Source organism: Cognatundibacterium aquatile (assembly GCF_014699135.1).
Lineage (GTDB): Bacteria > Pseudomonadota > Gammaproteobacteria > Burkholderiales > Burkholderiaceae_D > Undibacterium > Undibacterium aquatile.
The window spans coordinates 186220-202405 of the sequence record NZ_JACOFT010000001.1 but is presented as its reverse complement, the minus strand read 5'-3'; the positions used below and the strand labels follow the sequence as shown (position 1 = coordinate 202405).

Sequence of the window (16186 nt, the reverse complement as noted above, 5' to 3'; positions counted from 1 at the left end):
CAAAAATCCCCGCCAAAAGCGGGGATTTTTTTTAACTATTTCCGACAAATTCCGGCGGAATTCTGCCTCAGACTTGTCATGAGCGTTCGATTGCCAGCGCCACGCCCATACCACCACCGATACACAAACTCGCCAGACCTTTTTTAGCATCACGACGTATCATTTCGTGAATCAGGCTGACCAGAATACGGCAACCGGAAGCACCGATAGGGTGACCAATCGCAATCGCACCACCATTCACGTTGATCTTGCTGGTGTCCCAGCCCATTTCTTTATTCACGCCTATGGCTTGCGCCGCAAAGGCTTCATTAATTTCCATTAAATCCAGATCAGCATGAGTCCAGCCCGCTTTTTTCAAGCAGAGCTGTGCTGCAGGCACCGGCCCCATGCCCATGATGGATGGGTCTACGCCTGCCGACGAATACGCTTTGATCCGCGCCAGCACTGGTACTCCCAGCTCTTCCGCTTTCTTTGCCGACATCATGATCACTGCGGCAGCACCATCGTTCAGGCCGGATGCATTACCTGCGGTGACGGTACCGTTTTTGTCGAAGGCCGGGCGCAATGCTGACAAGGATTCCAGGGTTGCGCCATGTTTGATGAATTCGTCGGTATCAAACACGACCGTGCCTTTTTTCGACACGATTTCTACCGGAATGATTTCATCTTTGAACTTGCCGGCTTTTTGTGCCGCTTCCGCTTTGTTTTGTGAGGCAAGTGCAAATACATCCTGCTCTTCACGGCTGATGCTGTATTTCTTAGCGACGTTTTCGGCGGTAATGCCCATGTGGTATTGGTTGTACACATCCCATAATCCATCCACGATCATGGTATCGACCAATTTGGTGTCACCCATACGGAAGCCATCGCGCGAGCCATTCAGTACATGTGGCGAAGCGCTCATATTTTCCTGACCGCCAGCGATGATAATGTCAGCGTCACCGACTTTAATGGCCTGTGCCGCCAGATGCGTTGCTTTCAAACCGCTGCCGCAGACTTTATTAATCGTCATCGCTGGTACCATCACAGGCAAACCCGCTTTGATGACGGCCTGCCGCGCTGCATTCTGCCCTACACCGGCCGTCAAGACCTGACCGAGCAAGACTTCGTTGATCTGGTCGCCGCTCAGACCCGTTTTGGCGAGCAGGCCTTTAATCACAATCGCACCCAATTCGGCGGCTGGGATTTTAGCCAGGGAACCACCAAATTTACCTACCGCTGTACGACCAGCAGCAACAATGACGACGTCTTGCATGTTGAATCTCCTGTTATAAAAAAAGATGCGTCAGACAAAAATGCATAATCTGTCTGATACGGTAGCGGTCAGATTACACCAGCTTGCCGGTTGATGTTCATCCTGCTGAAATTTTGAGCAAAAAAAAGCTCCCGATTGAAGGGAGCTTTTTGGTTCAGGCGAAGTTCATATCGAACTTGTCCTTGCTTTACTTAAGTAACTTAAGTTACTTATTTTTTCTTTGGTGTCGCTTTTTCAGCAGCTTGTGTGAACTGTTGTGTTGCTTTTGCCAGATTTTCTTCCAGCGTTTCTACCGCTTGCTTGGTCGTTTTGGACAATTGCTCGTAACCGGCGTTGATGTTACCAACGACAGATTTCAACGCTGTCACGGCTTGTTCGGAACCGGCTGGTGCATTTTTAGTGACTTCATCGATCAGGGAAATCACTTTAGTATTTGTTTCAGCGATATGCGCTTCCACTGCTTTTGTGAACTCTTGCTGAGTAGCAGAAGTGATGCTGGCCAGATGACGACCGTATGCCAGTGCTTTTTCTGCAGTTGGCTGTGCTTGTGCTGTGGTCAGCGTGAAAAATTCCTGAGGATCTTTTGCGCTCAACAGTTGTTTCGCAGCAGCAGTACCTTCTTCGATACTGGCTTTGGCAGCGTTCACGTTCAGAGCGAACAATTGCTCCAGACCTTCAAACGCTTTTTTGTTCAATGCAGTCAGGGAAGCAAACTGCGCTTCGAGGTTGGCTTTAGTTGCAGCAATAAATTGTTCTGGTGATGTAGACATGGCATTCTCCGTTAAAGGGGATTAATAATCGGCAGCGCCTTCCACAACTTCTTTAAATGGTGCACCGCAACAAGTTCAATTCTACACGGCATATTTCGTACGTCAAGCTTTTTTTGTGCATCGCAACAAAATGATGTAAATGATATCATTTTAAAAATGCAAACCCCAATATCCATCAGGCTTTCCAGAGCATTTCAGGCTAAGGCTCAGGTAAATAGCGGGGATTGATGCCGAGATTTATCTGCCTCAAATTGTAGCAAGGCCTGCTTATTTTTTAAGCCGCCGGCATAGCCAGTCAGCGCACCGTTCGCTGCGATCACCCGGTGACAAGGGACAATAATCGACAAGGGATTGCGTCCGTTAGCTGCGCCAACCGCCCTAACTGCCGATAGTTTGTTGATGCTGGCGGCAAGAGCGCCGTAACTGCACGTCTGACCGAAAGGTATCTGCTGCAACGCCCGCCATACGCTTTGCTGAAATGGCGTGCCCGACGACATGTCGAGAGGAAGATCAAAATGCTGGCGCTGACCGGCAAAGTATTCTTGCAGTTGTTGTGTCGACAGTTGTAATACCGGATGTTCCGGTACGAGTTGCCATCCCTGTATGCCTTTGAAATGGCGGTGCTGTTCAAAGTAAACACCGCTCAATCCTATGTCGCTAGCAGCCAGACAAAGCACGCCGAGCGGGCTGTTGAATTCTGTATATTTCATCGCTACACCTTATTTTTCTGTACTGCTTTGCTTGCCGCATTGTGCCCACTAAAGCTGTCCGTCGTGTTAAGCGACTGCCATAGCAACATGGCGGCATAGGCGCGCCACGGTGACCACGCTTGTGCCTGCAACAGCAACTGCTTTTCTGTCCAGCGCGTCTGGGCAGGCGATGCCGCGAGTGGCGATAATTGCGCCGCTGCCTTTTGCAAACCGAGATCACCGGCAGGAAAAGCATCTGGAAAACGCAGCGCACGCATCGCGATATATTGCGCCGTCCATTCACCGATACCGCGTACGCTTTTCATGTTGTCCAGCATCGTCGCCTGAGTGCTATCCGGCAAACGCTCAAAGCCGCCCGCCAGCGCGAAGCGGGCGACGTTCTGCAAGGTCTGGGCGCGTGTTGCCGGAATCCCTATCCCCGCCAATTCATTGATGGGCAGCGCGATAATCGTTTCCGGTGTCGGAAAATGACGCGTAATCGCCGCCAACGGAGTTTCCACCGTATCACCAAAGCGCTGCACCAGACGACCGGCAACGGTCGTTGCACCAGCTACGCTGACCTGTTGCCCCAGCACCGCACGGATCGCCAGTTCAAAGCTGTCAAAAGCGCCCGGTACACGCAAACCCGGCGTTGCCTGAATCTGCGCTGCTAACAAGGCATCTTGTTGCAAGTGGCTTTGAATAAACGCGGGATTCGCTTCCAGATCAAATTGCTGCCGCACTCTCGCCAGCACCGGCATCAATACCGGCGTCAGTTGTGGCGCGAGTTGTAGCAATAACTGATTTTTCTGCGGTAAATGGCTGACCTTCAACCAGCCTGAGATCCCTTGTATACGCACGCTGCGCACATAGGCGGCCTGATCACCGTCCTGACCTTCCTGAATCACGGCTTCCAGCCCTGGCATCGCACGTCCGCGTAAATAGCCGATTACCGCGTCCCACGCATACGGCGGACGATACGCCAGACGCAATAAAATACCTTCGCCACGCCCATCTGCCGCGCGCCGCACTGAGCCGGGTGCCATCTGATAACGTTGCAAGAAAAGAGCGTTGAAACGACGGACGCTGCCAAAACCAGCGGCAAATGCGATATCGGTCATCGGCAGGCAGGTTTCTTGCAGCAGTTTTTTGGCGAATAGCAGACGCTGGGTTTGTGCGAGTTCGACCGGGCTGGCACCGAATTCCTGCAATAACACACGCCTGAGCTGGCGTGAAGACAAACCGATTTGTTGCGAAAAATCTTCGACATTCATTGCATTCAAAGCGCCATCAGCAATCTTCTTCCAGATCGCATGGGCAAGATTCTGTTGTATCGCATACGGCGCCAGCTCGGGACGACAGCGCAGACACGGTCGATAACCGGCCGCTTCCGCTGCAGCCGCTGTCGAAAAGAACTCGCAGGAACTTTCACGCGGCGTTCTGACCGCGCAAACCGGGCGGCAATAAATACCTGTTGTTTTTACGCCAGTAAAAAAGACGCCGTCAAAGCGGCTGTCTTTTGCGGCGAGCGCACGATAGTACTGATGTGCCTCGCGCGTCAGCCTGCCTGGGTTGGTCTCAGGTGTATTCATCGTGATGTCGTTATCGGTCTGCATGTGCACTTTATACGCGTTGACCGGCACCAGATCTAGCCATTTCCGGACATGCGTATTGTTGCTGGAAGAGTGGTCACGATAAACATCGCCACAGCCGTCATGGTAAAACCGGCAGGCCACATGATTTAGACGTTTCCACTACACTAGTGCGCTGATATATATGTGCAGAAAGCATAAGCCATGACCGTCAAGCAATCTCCTGATTTGAAAACCGTCCTCATCGCCAGCGGCTTTGTATTAACGCTAGCTATGGGCGTGCGTCATGGCTTTGGCTTCTGGTTGCAGCCGATTTCGCAAGCGCATGGCTGGACCCGCGAAACCTATTCGATGGCGATGGCAATCCAGAATTTGTTATGGGGCGTGTTCGGCCCATTCGCCGGTATGGCGGTGGATAAATTCGGCACCGCCCGCGTCGTCATCTTTGGCGCACTGATGTATGCGGCTGGTTTGCTGTGGATGGCGACGATCAGTCATCCGCTGCTGTTTGTCATCGGTTCCGGCGTTTTATTAGGTGCGGCGCTCGCCTGCACCGCTTTTGGTGCCGTCAGCAGCATTATCGGACGCACCGCACCAGCGAATAAGCGTTCTTGGGCGTTCGGCATTTCTTCAGCCGCCAGTTCTTTTGGTCAGTTTGTGATGATGCCGGTCGAACAGCAATTAATTACGCACAGTGGCTGGCAAACGGCGTTTTATCTGCTGGCGGGCTTACTGATCGCCGTTATGCTACCCATGGCGTGGAAGCTGCGCGAGCCACCGATAGATCATAGTCATGGCCCGCAGCAAAGTATCAAAGAAGCTATCCACGAAGCGTTCTCACATAAGCCTTTCTTGTTTTTAGTCGCAGGTTATTTTGTCTGCGGTTTTCAGGTAGTTTTCATCGGCGTGCATATGCCAGCCTATCTGAAGGACAAAGGCATACTCGACCCTAACGTGGCAGTGTCGGCGCTTGCACTCATAGGCTTGTTCAATATTTTCGGTTCGTATTACGCCGGCAAGCTCGGTGGCATGTTCCAGAAACGTTACCTGCTGTCTTCCATCTATCTGTCCCGCACGATTGTGATCAGCCTGTTTCTGCTGGCGCCACTGTCGTCCTACTCGGTGTATATCTTTGCCGCCGGTATGGGCTTGCTGTGGTTATCGACAGTACCGCTGACTAACGGCGTCATCGCCAGCATCTTTGGACTGAAATATCTTTCTATGTTGTCCGGCTTTGTTTTTTTCTCGCATCAGGTCGGCAGTTTTATGGGAGTCTGGCTCGGTGGCTATATCTATACACTGATGGGCAATTACAACCTTGTCTGGGGCATTACGCTGGCACTCGGTATTTTCGCGGCACTGATTAATCTGCCGGTGAATGAAAGCCCGGTTGCACGTCAGACGGCGACGGCATAACGATGATGAAACTGCGCCAGACATTGTTGAAGCTGTCTCTGATTCTGTTGCTGCTGCTCGTGCTGGCAGTAGCGTTTCTGGCTTATCTGCAGCCTGGTTTTGTGCTTGATCTGGCGAATCGCTTTGTGCTTTGTTGAATAAATGAGTATTCGGTTGATCTGATCGATTTAGATAATTTTAAGGAATTATTTTCTCAGCACGAAGTCTGATGTTATTCTTTTCAACTCCTATTTTTCAGATCTGATTCCCATGAACAAATCCATGCTCATGCTGCTGTGTTCTGCGCTGGCAATACAATCCAGCGTTGCCGCAGATCCCTCCGTCACTTCAGCACCGACCAGCAAACCCCTTATGAATAAAGCGCTTGCAGCCAATCCTCTGTTGGCAGCCAGTACTCTGGCGTATGAATATCCAGCCTTCGATCAGATCAGAAACGAACACTATGCGCCAGCGTTTGCAGAAGGCATGCGTTTGCATCTGGCCGAAATCAATGCGATTGGCAACAACACCGCCAAACCAACTTTTGATAATACGGTAGTAGCGCTGGAACGCGCAGGGCAGGCGCTGAACCGCGTCAGCACAATCTTTTTCAATCAGATCGCTACTAACACCAACCCGACACTGGAATCACTGTCCACCGATCTGGCGCCGAAATTGTCCGCTCATCAGGACGTGATTCTGATGAATGCGAAGCTGTTTAAACGCATCAACGCCATCATCAGCCAACGCGACAAACTGAAACTCGACGCCGAATCCAATCGCTTGCTGGATCGTTACTACACCGATTTCGTGCGTGCCGGTGCAAAATTATCAGACAGCGATAAAGCCAAACTCAAAGCAATCAATGCCCAACTGGCATCGTTAGGCACAAAATTCAGCCAGAATGTATTGAAAGAAACCAATGCATCGGCCGTCATCGTTGAACATAAAGAGCAGTTAAAAGGCTTGTCTGAAGGTGAAATCAACACCGCAGCCGCAGCAGCAAAAGCCAAAGGGCTGGATGGTAAATATCTGATCCCATTGATGAATACCTCTGGACAACCGTATCTGGCCAGCCTCGAAGACCGCGCTGTGCGTCAGCGTTTGCAGGAAGCCTCTGTTAATCGTGGCAGCCACGGCGGTGATTTCGATAACCGCGATACAGCTCTGCAATTAGCCCGCCTGCGCGCAGAACGTGCCCAATTGCTGGGCTATCCGAATTACGCCGCCTACGGCCTCGAAGATGAAACGGCGAAAACCACCACTGCCGTCAATAAAATGCTGAGCGAACTGGCACCGGCAGCAGTCGCCAACGCCAAAAATGAAGCCGCTGAATTACAAAAAATTATTGATGCCAACCATGGCGACTTTAAGCTCGCGGCATGGGACTGGGCCTACTACACCGAGCAATTGCGTACCGCAAAATATGCGTTTGACGATACCCAGTTACGCCCGTATTTTGAACTCGACAGCGTATTACAAAATGGCGTGTTTTTTGCCGCGCATCAGTTGTACGGTATCAGCTTTAAAGAGCGAAAAGATTTACCTGTCTATCACCCCAGCGTCAGAGTGTTTGAAGTATTCGATGCCGATGGTAAATCGATGGCGTTGTTTATTGCCGATATGTACGCCCGTGACAGCAAACGTGGCGGCGCATGGATGAACTCGTATGTCGAACAATCGACGCTGTTCAACAAAAAACCCGTGATTGCGAATCACCTGAATATTCCGCAGCCACCAAAAGGCGAACCGACCTTGCTAACCGCGGATGAGGTGAAAACGGCGTTCCATGAATTCGGCCATGCGCTGCACGGCCTGTTCTCACAAGTACACTACCCACGCTTCTCCGGTACCAATGTACCGCGCGATTTTGTCGAGTATCCTTCACAAGTCAACGAGATGTGGGCAACCTGGCCTGAAGTCTTGAAGAACTACGCCAAGCATTACAAAACAGGTGAGGTCATTCCTCAGGCGCTGGTCGACAAAATCACCGCCAGCAACAAGTTCAATCAAGGCTTTGCGACCACAGAGTATCTGGCGGCATCCTTACTTGATCAGCGCTGGCATCAGCTGACACCGGCGCAGATACCAAGCGATGCGATTGCGTTTGAAAATGTGGCACTGAAAGAAGCTGGCGTTGATTTTGCACCGGTACCGCCACGCTATCGCTCCACGTATTTCTCCCACATATTCGGCGGCGGCTACTCTGCTGGCTACTACGCTTATCTGTGGAGTGAAGTACTGGATGCCGATACCGTTGAATGGTTTAAAGAAAATGGCGGGCTGACGCGGAAAAACGGCGATTGGTTCCGTCAGCAATTGCTGTCACGCGGCGGCAGTATCGATCCTATGGAGTCGTTCCGCAACTTCCGTGGGCGCGATCCAAAAATCGACCCATTACTGTTGCGTCGCGGCTTAAAATAAAACAAGCAACTGGCAAGACCTGCAGGTCTTGCCATACGATAAAAAAGGGGGGAAGACATTGCGTCTTCCCCCTTTTTTTAATTTCTTACTGAACTTATTCCAGTTTCCAGACAAAATCAGTTTTCACCCAAGCCTGCTCGGCTTTGCCGTCTTTTGTGCCGGGCTTGAACTTACATTGGCTAAAAGCACCGATGGCCGCCTTATCCAAGCTGCGTGAGCCACTAGATTTTTCTACTTTCGATTCTACGACTTTACCGTCAGCAGAAACCAGAAATCCCATCGTCACCGTGCCGCTCTCTTCGTTCATCAAAGCCGCTTTCGGATACTTCGGTGGGTCGCAGGATTTATTATCCATCACAGGCGCTGTTTCAGCAGCCATCACCGAAGAAGCAGCCACACACAACATGGCTGAGATAAGGAAAGAACGCGAAGATTTCATCATGGTATTTCTTTTCATTTCTGATCAATATAAAAATGTGGTGCTTATGTCTTGTTACTGCTGATTCTGCCGCCTAGTCTGACGATTAATCAAAACTCTTCCCAGCCATCATCGCTGGCAGCAGATGCGGCTTTTTTCACAGCAGGTTTTGCGGCAGGTAAAGATTTCACCGGACTGGCTTTTGCCTTGGATTTTGCCGCTCTCATTGCAGGCTCTATGCGTTTCACAACCGGTGCGGCCGGTTTCGCTGGTGCCGACTGAAATGATAAGAGACCTTCATTTTTGTCGAGTTTGAATACACCCACCACATTTGCCAATTCAGCGGCCTGATCCTGCAAACTTTGAGCAGCTGCTGCAGCCTGCTCTACCAGCGCCGCATTTTGCTGCGTCACGCCATCCATTTCGATAATCGCGTGGTTCACACGCTCAATACCGGCACTCTGTTCCTGACTTGCTGCCGTAATTTCCGTCATGATCTCGGTCACATGCTTAACACTGGTGACCACCTGATCGATCGTCACGCCAGCCTGACCCACCAGCCGCGCACCGATTTCAACTTTTTCGACGGAATTATCAATCAGCGTTTTGATTTCTTTCGCAGCAGCGGCGCTACGCTGCGCCAGATTACGGACTTCTGCTGCTACAACGGCGAAACCACGTCCTTGCTCACCGGCGCGCGCAGCTTCCACCGCAGCATTCAGCGCCAGAATATTCGTCTGGAATGCGATGCCATCAATCACACTGATGATGTCGACAATCTTGTTTGACGACGTGTTGATGTCACCCATGGTCTCAACCACTTGGGCAACCACCGCCCCACCCTGACGAGCAACTTCCGAAGCAGAGGCAGCCAATTGATTCGCTTCACGCGCATTATCGGCATTTTGCTTGACGGTGATAGTCAGCTCACGCATGGATGAAGTCGTTTTTTCCAGTGAGCTCGCCTGTTGCTCGGTACGGGAAGAGAGATCCAGGTTACCAGTCGCGATCTCACTGGAGGCGGTAGCGATCGTGTCGGTACCGGAACGCACTTGCGCGACGATATTGACCAGACTGTCACGCATGTTTTTCATTTCAAATATCAGACTGGACTGATCACCATTTCTGACGTCTATCGGCGCGCTCAGTTCGCCCGCAGCAATCTGACCGGCAATCTGTGCCGCATAATCAGGCTCACCACCAAGTTGCCGGATCAGACTGCGGCTGATATAAAACGCCGCCGCGATACCGCCTGCTAATGCCATCAGACCAAGAATCAGCATCAGGCTGGTCGCCGATTTAAATGCTGAGTTTGCTTCGCTGGCGACTTCAGAATTCAGTTTATCTTCCAATACAACCAATTCATCCAGAGTATCGAGCCAGCCTTGCTGAACCGGACGCAGTTTTTTGATCAGGGTGATGGTCGCCATTTCCTGATCGTTCGCCAGACCAAGCGCCTTGGCTTTTTCCGGCAAAGAAGCAGCGGCTGTTTCGCGCTCTTTCAATTTATCGAATATGGCTTTCTTTTCACCCGAAACGACATCGGCCGATTGCGCAAGCTTGATCAGTTTTTCACTCGCTTCCGCGTATTTTTTTGACTGTTCGGCGATGTTCTTCAGATCTTTTTCCATGTCCCCCTCGTCATTGAGCAAGGTCAGGTTGCGTAAAGCCACCATACGGTCATAGACGATCGCCCGCATATCGAGTGCCAGTCGGGTTTCGACGTTACTGACATTCACGATCTTTTCGAGACGCCCCTGAATTTGAGACATCCGGAAAACACCGACGATCGTCAGTGCGATCAAAAATATTAAAACCAGAGCAAAACCCAGCCCCAGGCGTTTACCAACAGTCATTTTTGATAGATTCATTTACGCCACTACTTTGAAAAAGAATTAAAACATTCAAAAGCGCTAAAATTTCAGCAACTTATGTGCCTGTCCCCTGATTGCAAGTCCTGGTTTTGTTCAGAATCAACTCGCACTTTGTAACATTCAGGTAGGAAATATACTGTAATTTTTCCAGATGGAAACATTTTTTTACACTTTTTTTTCACACATGTTCAATAACTATTGCGAAATAAATAGTTTTCATTTATTCGTTGGCAACTAATGCAGTCTGCACTATTTTTGTGCAAACTAATTATGCTTTTGTAAGAGCCACTGTGCTCAGAACTTTCTTTGTTATTCCCCTTCTTTTTATCGATTCGCTGGCATAAATTCTGCTGTTGATAGTCAGCATCATCATTTCGATATAAATTTAATTTATCTGAATGCTAACCTTCACGATTCACGTCACTCTCGACTGCTGCGTGCAATTTCACAACACTTCTACACGGGATTCTCATGTCTGGGCTGATACGTTATTTTTTCCAGGGACAAATTCACGAGGCAGACCATTTGCCGCCCACCCGTACCCTGCTCCAGCACTTGCGCGAAGACCTGCATTGCACCGGTACCAAAGAAGGCTGTGCCGAAGGTGATTGCGGCGCCTGCACCGTTGTTACTGGTGAACTGCGGGATGGCAAAGTCGAAATGAAATCCGTGAATGCCTGTCTGCAGCTCATGCCTACGCTCGATGGCAAGGCTATTTTCACGGTGGAAGACCTGAGCCAGGAAGCACCTTTGCATCCGGTGCAGCAAGCGATGGTGGAGTGCCACGCGTCACAATGCGGCTTCTGTACGCCGGGATTTGTGATGTCTTTGTGGGACCTGTATTTGCAAAGAAGCCCGGAGTCAGCGCCCCTGCAACGCAAACAAATCGATATCGCTTTATCCGGTAATCTGTGTCGTTGCACCGGTTACCGCCCCATCATTGACGCCGCGCATCGTATGGAAGAATTACCGCGTCAGGATTTCGATCAGGCCGGGTTGGCAGCCATACTGGCGGGCTTGGTTCGCAGTGAAACGCTGGAGTATGTCTGGCAGGGCCAACACTTTTATGCGCCACGCACGATGGCAGAATTAGTCCGCTTGCGGGCCGCTCATCCACAGGCCTGTCTGCTCGCAGGCGGCACAGATATTGGCTTATGGGTGACCAAACAATTCCGTGAACTGGGCGATATTATTTATCTGGGACACGTTGAAGAGTTGCGCTCGGTAACTGAGAAAAATGATGTTCTGGAGATCGGCGCCGCAGTCACGCTGGACGAGGCCTATCGCGCATTGTGTGAATATTATCCGCAGGAATTAAGCGAGTTGTGGCAGCGTTTCGCGTCGTTACCGATACGCCACGCGGGCACACTGGGCGGCAATGTCGCCAATGGTTCACCGATCGGTGATTCTATGCCGTGGCTGATTGCACTGGGTAGTCGTATCGTCCTGAAAAGCGCTGATGGCGAACGCGAGCTGGCGCTGGAAGATTTTTATCTCGGTTATCAGCAGAAGGACTTGCGCCCGACTGAGATCGTCGCTGCGATACGCATTCCTTTACCGGGCGCCGGAAAAATTTTCCGTACCTATAAACTGGCGAAACGTTTTGATCAGGATATCTCTGCTGTGTGTGCCGCCTTTTCAGCACAGTTGCAAAATGGAATATTGTCAGAAGTCAGAATCGCCTTCGGCGGAATGGCTGCAACGCCGAAACGGGCAACGCATGCCGAAACCGCGCTGGAACAACAAGTCTGGAATGAAGCAACATTGCAAACGGCGATGCTAGCCTTAGCCGAAGATTACGCACCACTCAGCGACATGCGTGCATCAGCAGAGTATCGCCTGCAGACCGCGCAAAATCTGTTGCGTCGCTTCTGGTTGGAAACGCGCGCAGACGATGCTCTACCGACCGCCTTACTCAATCCATTTGCGGCTGCGGCTGACACAAGCTCAGCAGAGGAGTCCGTATGATCAGGCAAAACGAAACACCGTGGGCGGAAGTAGGTAAATCGCATCCGCATGAATCCGCCGTGTTGCACGTCAGTGGCAGCGCAAATTACACCGATGATATTCCTGAAACGCAGGGCACGCTGCATGCTGCACTCGGCTTATCAGCGCAAGCACATGCGCTGGTGCGCAATATGGATCTGGATGCCGTGCGACAGGCGCAGGGAGTGATTGCCGTATTCACTGCCCGTGATTTCCCCGGCAGCAATCAGTGTGGTCCTATCATCAAAGATGACCCGATACTGGCAGACGGCGTCGTTGAGTATGTCGGTCAGCCGCTGTTCGCCGTGGTTGCCCGCAGGCATGAACTGGCTCGCCGCGCCGTTCGCCTGGCAAAAGTCGATTACGAACCACTGCCGGCCGTCCTGCATCCGCGCGCCGCGCACGAACAACAATCGTATGTGCTGCCACCGATGTCACTGGCGCGTGGAAATGCGCAGCAAGCTCTTACCGACGCACCGCACCGCATCCGTGGCAAATGGCAGGTCGGCGGCCAGGAACAGTTTTATCTTGAAGGCCAGATCGCGTATGCGATTCCAAAAGAAGCGCAGGGCATGTACGTCGCCTGCTCAACTCAGCATCCTAGCGAAATGCAGCACGTCGTCGCTCATGCGCTGGCTATTCCTTCGCACAGTGTGCAAGTCGAATGCAGGCGTATGGGCGGTGGCTTCGGCGGTAAAGAATCGCAATCAGCGTTATGGGCTGGTGTTGCTGCTCTGTGTGCGTTCAAACTGCAACGACCAGTCAAGCTCCGTGCAGATCGCGACGACGATATGCTGGTGACGGGCAAGCGTCACGAATTCCACTACGACTATGAAGTCGGTTACAACGATGAAGGGCTGATGCTTGGCGTCAGAGTACAAATGCTGTCGCGTGCCGGATTTTCCGCCGATCTGTCCGGCCCGGTCGCTACCCGCGCAGTTTGCCATCTGGATAATGCTTACTTCCTGTCCGACGTCGATATCCGCGCCATGTGCTGCAAGACAAATACGCAATCGAACACCGCATTTCGCGGCTTCGGCGGTCCGCAAGGCGCGATACTGATAGAACATATCATCGACGATATCGCCCGCCATCTTGGCAAAGATGCGCTGGATGTGCGGCAGCTGAATTTTTACGGACGCAATGACAACGAAGGCAGAAACGTCACCCACTATGGTCAAAAAGTGGTCGATAACGTGATACACGAGCTGGTCAGTGAATTAGAACAGAGTAGCGACTATAGAGCACGCCGGGCAGCGATTGCAAAATTCAACGCGACCAACCCTGTGCTGAAAAAAGGGCTGGCACTGACGCCGCACAAATTCGGTATCGCCTTCAACGTGACGCATCTGAATCAGGCTGGTGCCCTGGTACATGTGTATCTGGATGGCTCCGTGCTGGTCAATCATGGCGGCACCGAAATGGGGCAGGGACTCAACACCAAAGTGGCTCAGGTGGTGGCGCACGAGCTCGGTGTACCACTGACCGCCGTGAAAGTGACGGCAACCGATACCACGAAGGTGGCCAACACATCTGCCACCGCTGCATCGACCGGTACCGATCTGAATGGTAAGGCGGCACAAGCTGCAGCACGCCAAATACGCGATCGGCTCGCCACATTTGCGGCTGCGACCCTTGGCGGCATCGCCAACGAAGTAAGCTTCTTTGATGGCCACATCAGCTCAGGCGGCAATACTGTTTTGTTTGCAGAACTGGTGCAGAAAGCCTATCTGGCGCGAGTGCAATTATGGTCCGATGGCTTTTATGCGACGCCGGATTTGTATTGGGACGGCAAATCCATGAAGGGTAATCCGTTTTCGTACTATGCCTACGGCGCGGCAGCATCAGAAGTGGTCGTCGATACGCTGACGGGCGAATGGAAATTGTTACGCGCCGATGTGTTGTACGATGCAGGTCATTCACTCAACCCTGCGATTGACAAAGGCCAGGTAGAAGGCGCATTCATACAAGGTATGGGTTGGCTAACAACGGAAGAATTGGTATGGAATGCCAACGGTAAATTGACCACGCATGCACCATCGACGTATAAGATACCGGCAATCTCAGATTGCCCGGAAGATTTCCGCGTCAGCCTGTTTAAAAATACAAACGTCGCTGACAGCATACACAGATCAAAAGCCGTAGGCGAACCACCACTGTTATTGCCTTTTTCCGTATTCTTTGCGATACGCGATGCAATTGCCAGCGTCGCGGATCACCAACGACATCCGCCTTTACCTGCGCCAGCAACCAGTGAAGCCATACTGCGCGCAGTGAATGCGATTCGCGATTAAGATACGCGGATCAAGAATACATTTTTTCAAACAATCACCCAATATTGATGCGGCTTTTCGGGCAAATTAGCCCTGCGAGCCGCATCAAATCTCTGTCCGACAGAACCAGATGACTATCCACAATATGCAAGCCTACCGTGCAAGCCTGCTGCACTTTACCGATGATCCACTGCGTAATCCGGATGGAACACATTGGCATGAAGACGGCCTGCTGATCGTCAATGATGGCCACGTTCAGGCAGCGGGCGATTATCAACAGTTAAAATCGACGCTGCCTGATCACGTCGTGGTTGAGCACTTCCCCGGCAAAATCATTACTCCCGGGTTCATCGATACGCATATCCATTATCCGCAGACCGACATCATTGCGTCACCGGCACCGGGGCTGCTGCCTTGGCTGGAACAATATACGTTTCCAGCGGAAAGACAATTTGAAAATCCCCTGCACGCGCAGGAAGTCGCCAATTTTTTTCTGGATGAATTACTGCGTTGCGGCACCACCACCGCGATGGTGTATTGCACCGTGCATCCGGCATCGGTCGATGCCTTTTTCGAAGCGAGCGCGGCACGCAACTTACGCATGGTCGCGGGTAAAGTACTGATGGATAGAAACTGCCCGGAATTTTTACGCGACACCGCAGAAGGCGGCATCCGCGACAGCGAAACCCTGATCAAAAAATGGCATAAACATGGCCGCCAGCTGTATGCGATCACACCACGTTTTGCGCCGACTTCCAGCCCGGCGCAAATGCAGCTCGCTGGTGAGTTAGCACGTGCCTACCCCGATACCTTTATTCAGACACATGTGGCAGAAAATCGGGATGAATGCGCCTGGGCACGCTCGCTGTTTCCTGAAGCGCGCAGTTATCTCGATATTTATGATCGCTATGGCCTGATGCGGGAACGTGCGATGTTTGCCCACTGTATCTGGCTCAACGATGAAGACCGTGCGCGCATGGCGGCCACCCGATCCGCCGTCGCCTTATGCCCGACATCGAATCTGTTTCTGGGCAGCGGCTTATTTAATTTTCAGCGAGCCGAAGCCCAAAACGTCCCGCTGTCGCTGGCGACCGACGTCGGCGGCGGCACCTCGTTTTCTATGCTGCAAACGATGAACGCCGCGTACAAAGTGGCCCGTATGGGCGGTACCTATCTGCCCGCAACCAAGATGTTTTATCTCGCCACCTTAGGCGGCGCACGCAGTATGCAACTGGAAGGCTATATCGGTAATTTCGTGACCGGTGCCGAAGCAGACTTTATCCTACTCGACCCGCAAGCCACACCGCTGCTGAAACGGCGTACCGCCAGTTGTAATTCATTGGAAGAATTACTGTTTGCATTGGCGTTATTGGGAGATGACCGCAGTATTGCAGCGACTTATGCGGCGGGAGTCTGCGTTTAAACTGTCGCTCCTTAAAAAAAAGGATCTGGAATATTTCAATTCCAGATCCTTTAAATTTTTGGATTAAATGAACTTAATCCAAGTGTT

At 51.6% G+C, this 16186-nt stretch carries 12 protein-coding genes; 6 read left to right on the top strand and 6 right to left on the bottom strand.

What is annotated here, in order from left to right; genetic code table 11:
- Window positions 1-76: 76 nt before the first annotated feature.
- The 4 genes from H8K26_RS00880 to H8K26_RS00865 all read right to left on the bottom strand — a co-directional run bounded on the left by H8K26_RS00880 (window position 77) and on the right by H8K26_RS00865 (window position 4450).
- Window positions 77-1255, bottom strand: coding sequence for an acetyl-CoA C-acetyltransferase (locus H8K26_RS00880; protein ID WP_190476660.1), 1179 nt, complete (start codon window positions 1253-1255; stop codon window positions 77-79).
- Window positions 1256-1464: 209 nt separating this feature from the next.
- On the bottom strand, window positions 1465-2025 hold the full coding sequence (locus H8K26_RS00875; RefSeq protein WP_186884033.1) for a phasin family protein: 561 nt from the start codon (window positions 2023-2025) through the stop codon (window positions 1465-1467).
- Between the two features lie 206 nt (window positions 2026-2231).
- Entirely contained in the window at window positions 2232-2735 is a 504-nt protein-coding gene (locus H8K26_RS00870) for a methylated-DNA--[protein]-cysteine S-methyltransferase (protein WP_190476658.1), read from the bottom strand.
- Between the two features lie 2 nt (window positions 2736-2737).
- A complete protein-coding gene (locus tag H8K26_RS00865) occupies window positions 2738-4450 on the bottom strand; it encodes an AlkA N-terminal domain-containing protein (RefSeq protein WP_317889224.1) in 1713 nt (570 codons plus the stop codon).
- A gap of 60 nt (window positions 4451-4510) precedes the next feature.
- On the opposite strand from H8K26_RS00865, the gene H8K26_RS00860 reads away from it, so the two are divergent.
- The 3 genes from H8K26_RS00860 (at window position 4511) to H8K26_RS00855 (ending at window position 8125) form a co-directional block, all read left to right on the top strand.
- Window positions 4511-5722: an MFS transporter gene (locus tag H8K26_RS00860; RefSeq protein WP_186896024.1), complete on the top strand. Its 1212-nt coding sequence runs from the start codon at window positions 4511-4513 to the stop codon at window positions 5720-5722.
- Between the two features lie 2 nt (window positions 5723-5724).
- The gene (locus H8K26_RS17840; RefSeq protein ID WP_263398838.1) at window positions 5725-5859 is read left to right on the top strand and encodes a hypothetical protein; all 135 of its coding nucleotides are present in this window, start codon (window positions 5725-5727) and stop codon (window positions 5857-5859) included.
- Between the two features lie 124 nt (window positions 5860-5983).
- Entirely contained in the window at window positions 5984-8125 is a 2142-nt protein-coding gene (locus H8K26_RS00855; protein ID WP_190476656.1) for a M3 family metallopeptidase, read from the top strand.
- Window positions 8126-8219: 94 nt separating this feature from the next.
- On the opposite strand, the gene H8K26_RS00850 is transcribed toward H8K26_RS00855, so the two are convergent.
- Window positions 8220-8567, bottom strand: a complete 348-nt coding sequence (locus tag H8K26_RS00850; RefSeq protein ID WP_190476654.1) for an energy transducer TonB — start codon at window positions 8565-8567, stop codon at window positions 8220-8222.
- A gap of 86 nt (window positions 8568-8653) precedes the next feature.
- Window positions 8654-10414, bottom strand: coding sequence for a methyl-accepting chemotaxis protein (locus tag H8K26_RS00845; protein ID WP_223826774.1), 1761 nt, complete (start codon window positions 10412-10414; stop codon window positions 8654-8656).
- A gap of 474 nt (window positions 10415-10888) precedes the next feature.
- On the opposite strand from H8K26_RS00845, the gene xdhA reads away from it, so the two are divergent.
- From xdhA to guaD, 3 genes are all read left to right on the top strand, one after another.
- Window positions 10889-12385, top strand: a complete 1497-nt coding sequence (gene xdhA / locus H8K26_RS00840) for a xanthine dehydrogenase small subunit (RefSeq protein ID WP_186884038.1) — start codon at window positions 10889-10891, stop codon at window positions 12383-12385.
- Window positions 12382-14697 (top strand): xanthine dehydrogenase molybdopterin binding subunit, encoded by a 2316-nt coding sequence (gene xdhB / locus H8K26_RS00835; RefSeq protein ID WP_190476652.1) that lies wholly within the window; start codon window positions 12382-12384, stop codon window positions 14695-14697. Before xdhA ends, xdhB begins: the two co-directional genes overlap by 4 nt.
- A gap of 109 nt (window positions 14698-14806) precedes the next feature.
- Entirely contained in the window at window positions 14807-16099 is a 1293-nt protein-coding gene (gene guaD / locus H8K26_RS00830) for a guanine deaminase (RefSeq protein WP_223826773.1), read from the top strand.
- The last annotated feature ends 87 nt before the right edge of the window (window positions 16100-16186 follow it).

Bases quoted from the DNA above. Each gene is read 5' to 3' on its own strand.
- H8K26_RS00870 (WP_190476658.1), bottom strand. From the start codon at position 2,735: ATGAAATATACAGAATTCAACAGCCCGCTCGGCGTGCTTTGTCTGGCT.
- H8K26_RS00860 (WP_186896024.1), top strand. From the start codon at position 4,511: ATGACCGTCAAGCAATCTCCTGATTTGAAAACCGTCCTCATCGCCAGC.
- H8K26_RS00855 (WP_190476656.1), top strand. From the start codon at position 5,984: ATGCTCATGCTGCTGTGTTCTGCGCTGGCAATACAATCCAGCGTTGCC.
- xdhA (WP_186884038.1), top strand. From the start codon at position 10,889: ATGTCTGGGCTGATACGTTATTTTTTCCAGGGACAAATTCACGAGGCA.
- xdhB (WP_190476652.1), top strand. From the start codon at position 12,382: ATGATCAGGCAAAACGAAACACCGTGGGCGGAAGTAGGTAAATCGCAT.
- H8K26_RS00880 (WP_190476660.1), bottom strand. From the start codon at position 1,255: ATGCAAGACGTCGTCATTGTTGCTGCTGGTCGTACAGCGGTAGGTAAA.
- H8K26_RS00850 (WP_190476654.1), bottom strand. From the start codon at position 8,567: ATGATGAAATCTTCGCGTTCTTTCCTTATCTCAGCCATGTTGTGTGTG.
- H8K26_RS00875 (WP_186884033.1), bottom strand. From the start codon at position 2,025: ATGTCTACATCACCAGAACAATTTATTGCTGCAACTAAAGCCAACCTC.
- H8K26_RS17840 (WP_263398838.1), top strand. From the start codon at position 5,725: ATGATGAAACTGCGCCAGACATTGTTGAAGCTGTCTCTGATTCTGTTG.
- guaD (WP_223826773.1), top strand. From the start codon at position 14,807: ATGACTATCCACAATATGCAAGCCTACCGTGCAAGCCTGCTGCACTTT.
- H8K26_RS00845 (WP_223826774.1), bottom strand. From the start codon at position 10,414: ATGAATCTATCAAAAATGACTGTTGGTAAACGCCTGGGGCTGGGTTTT.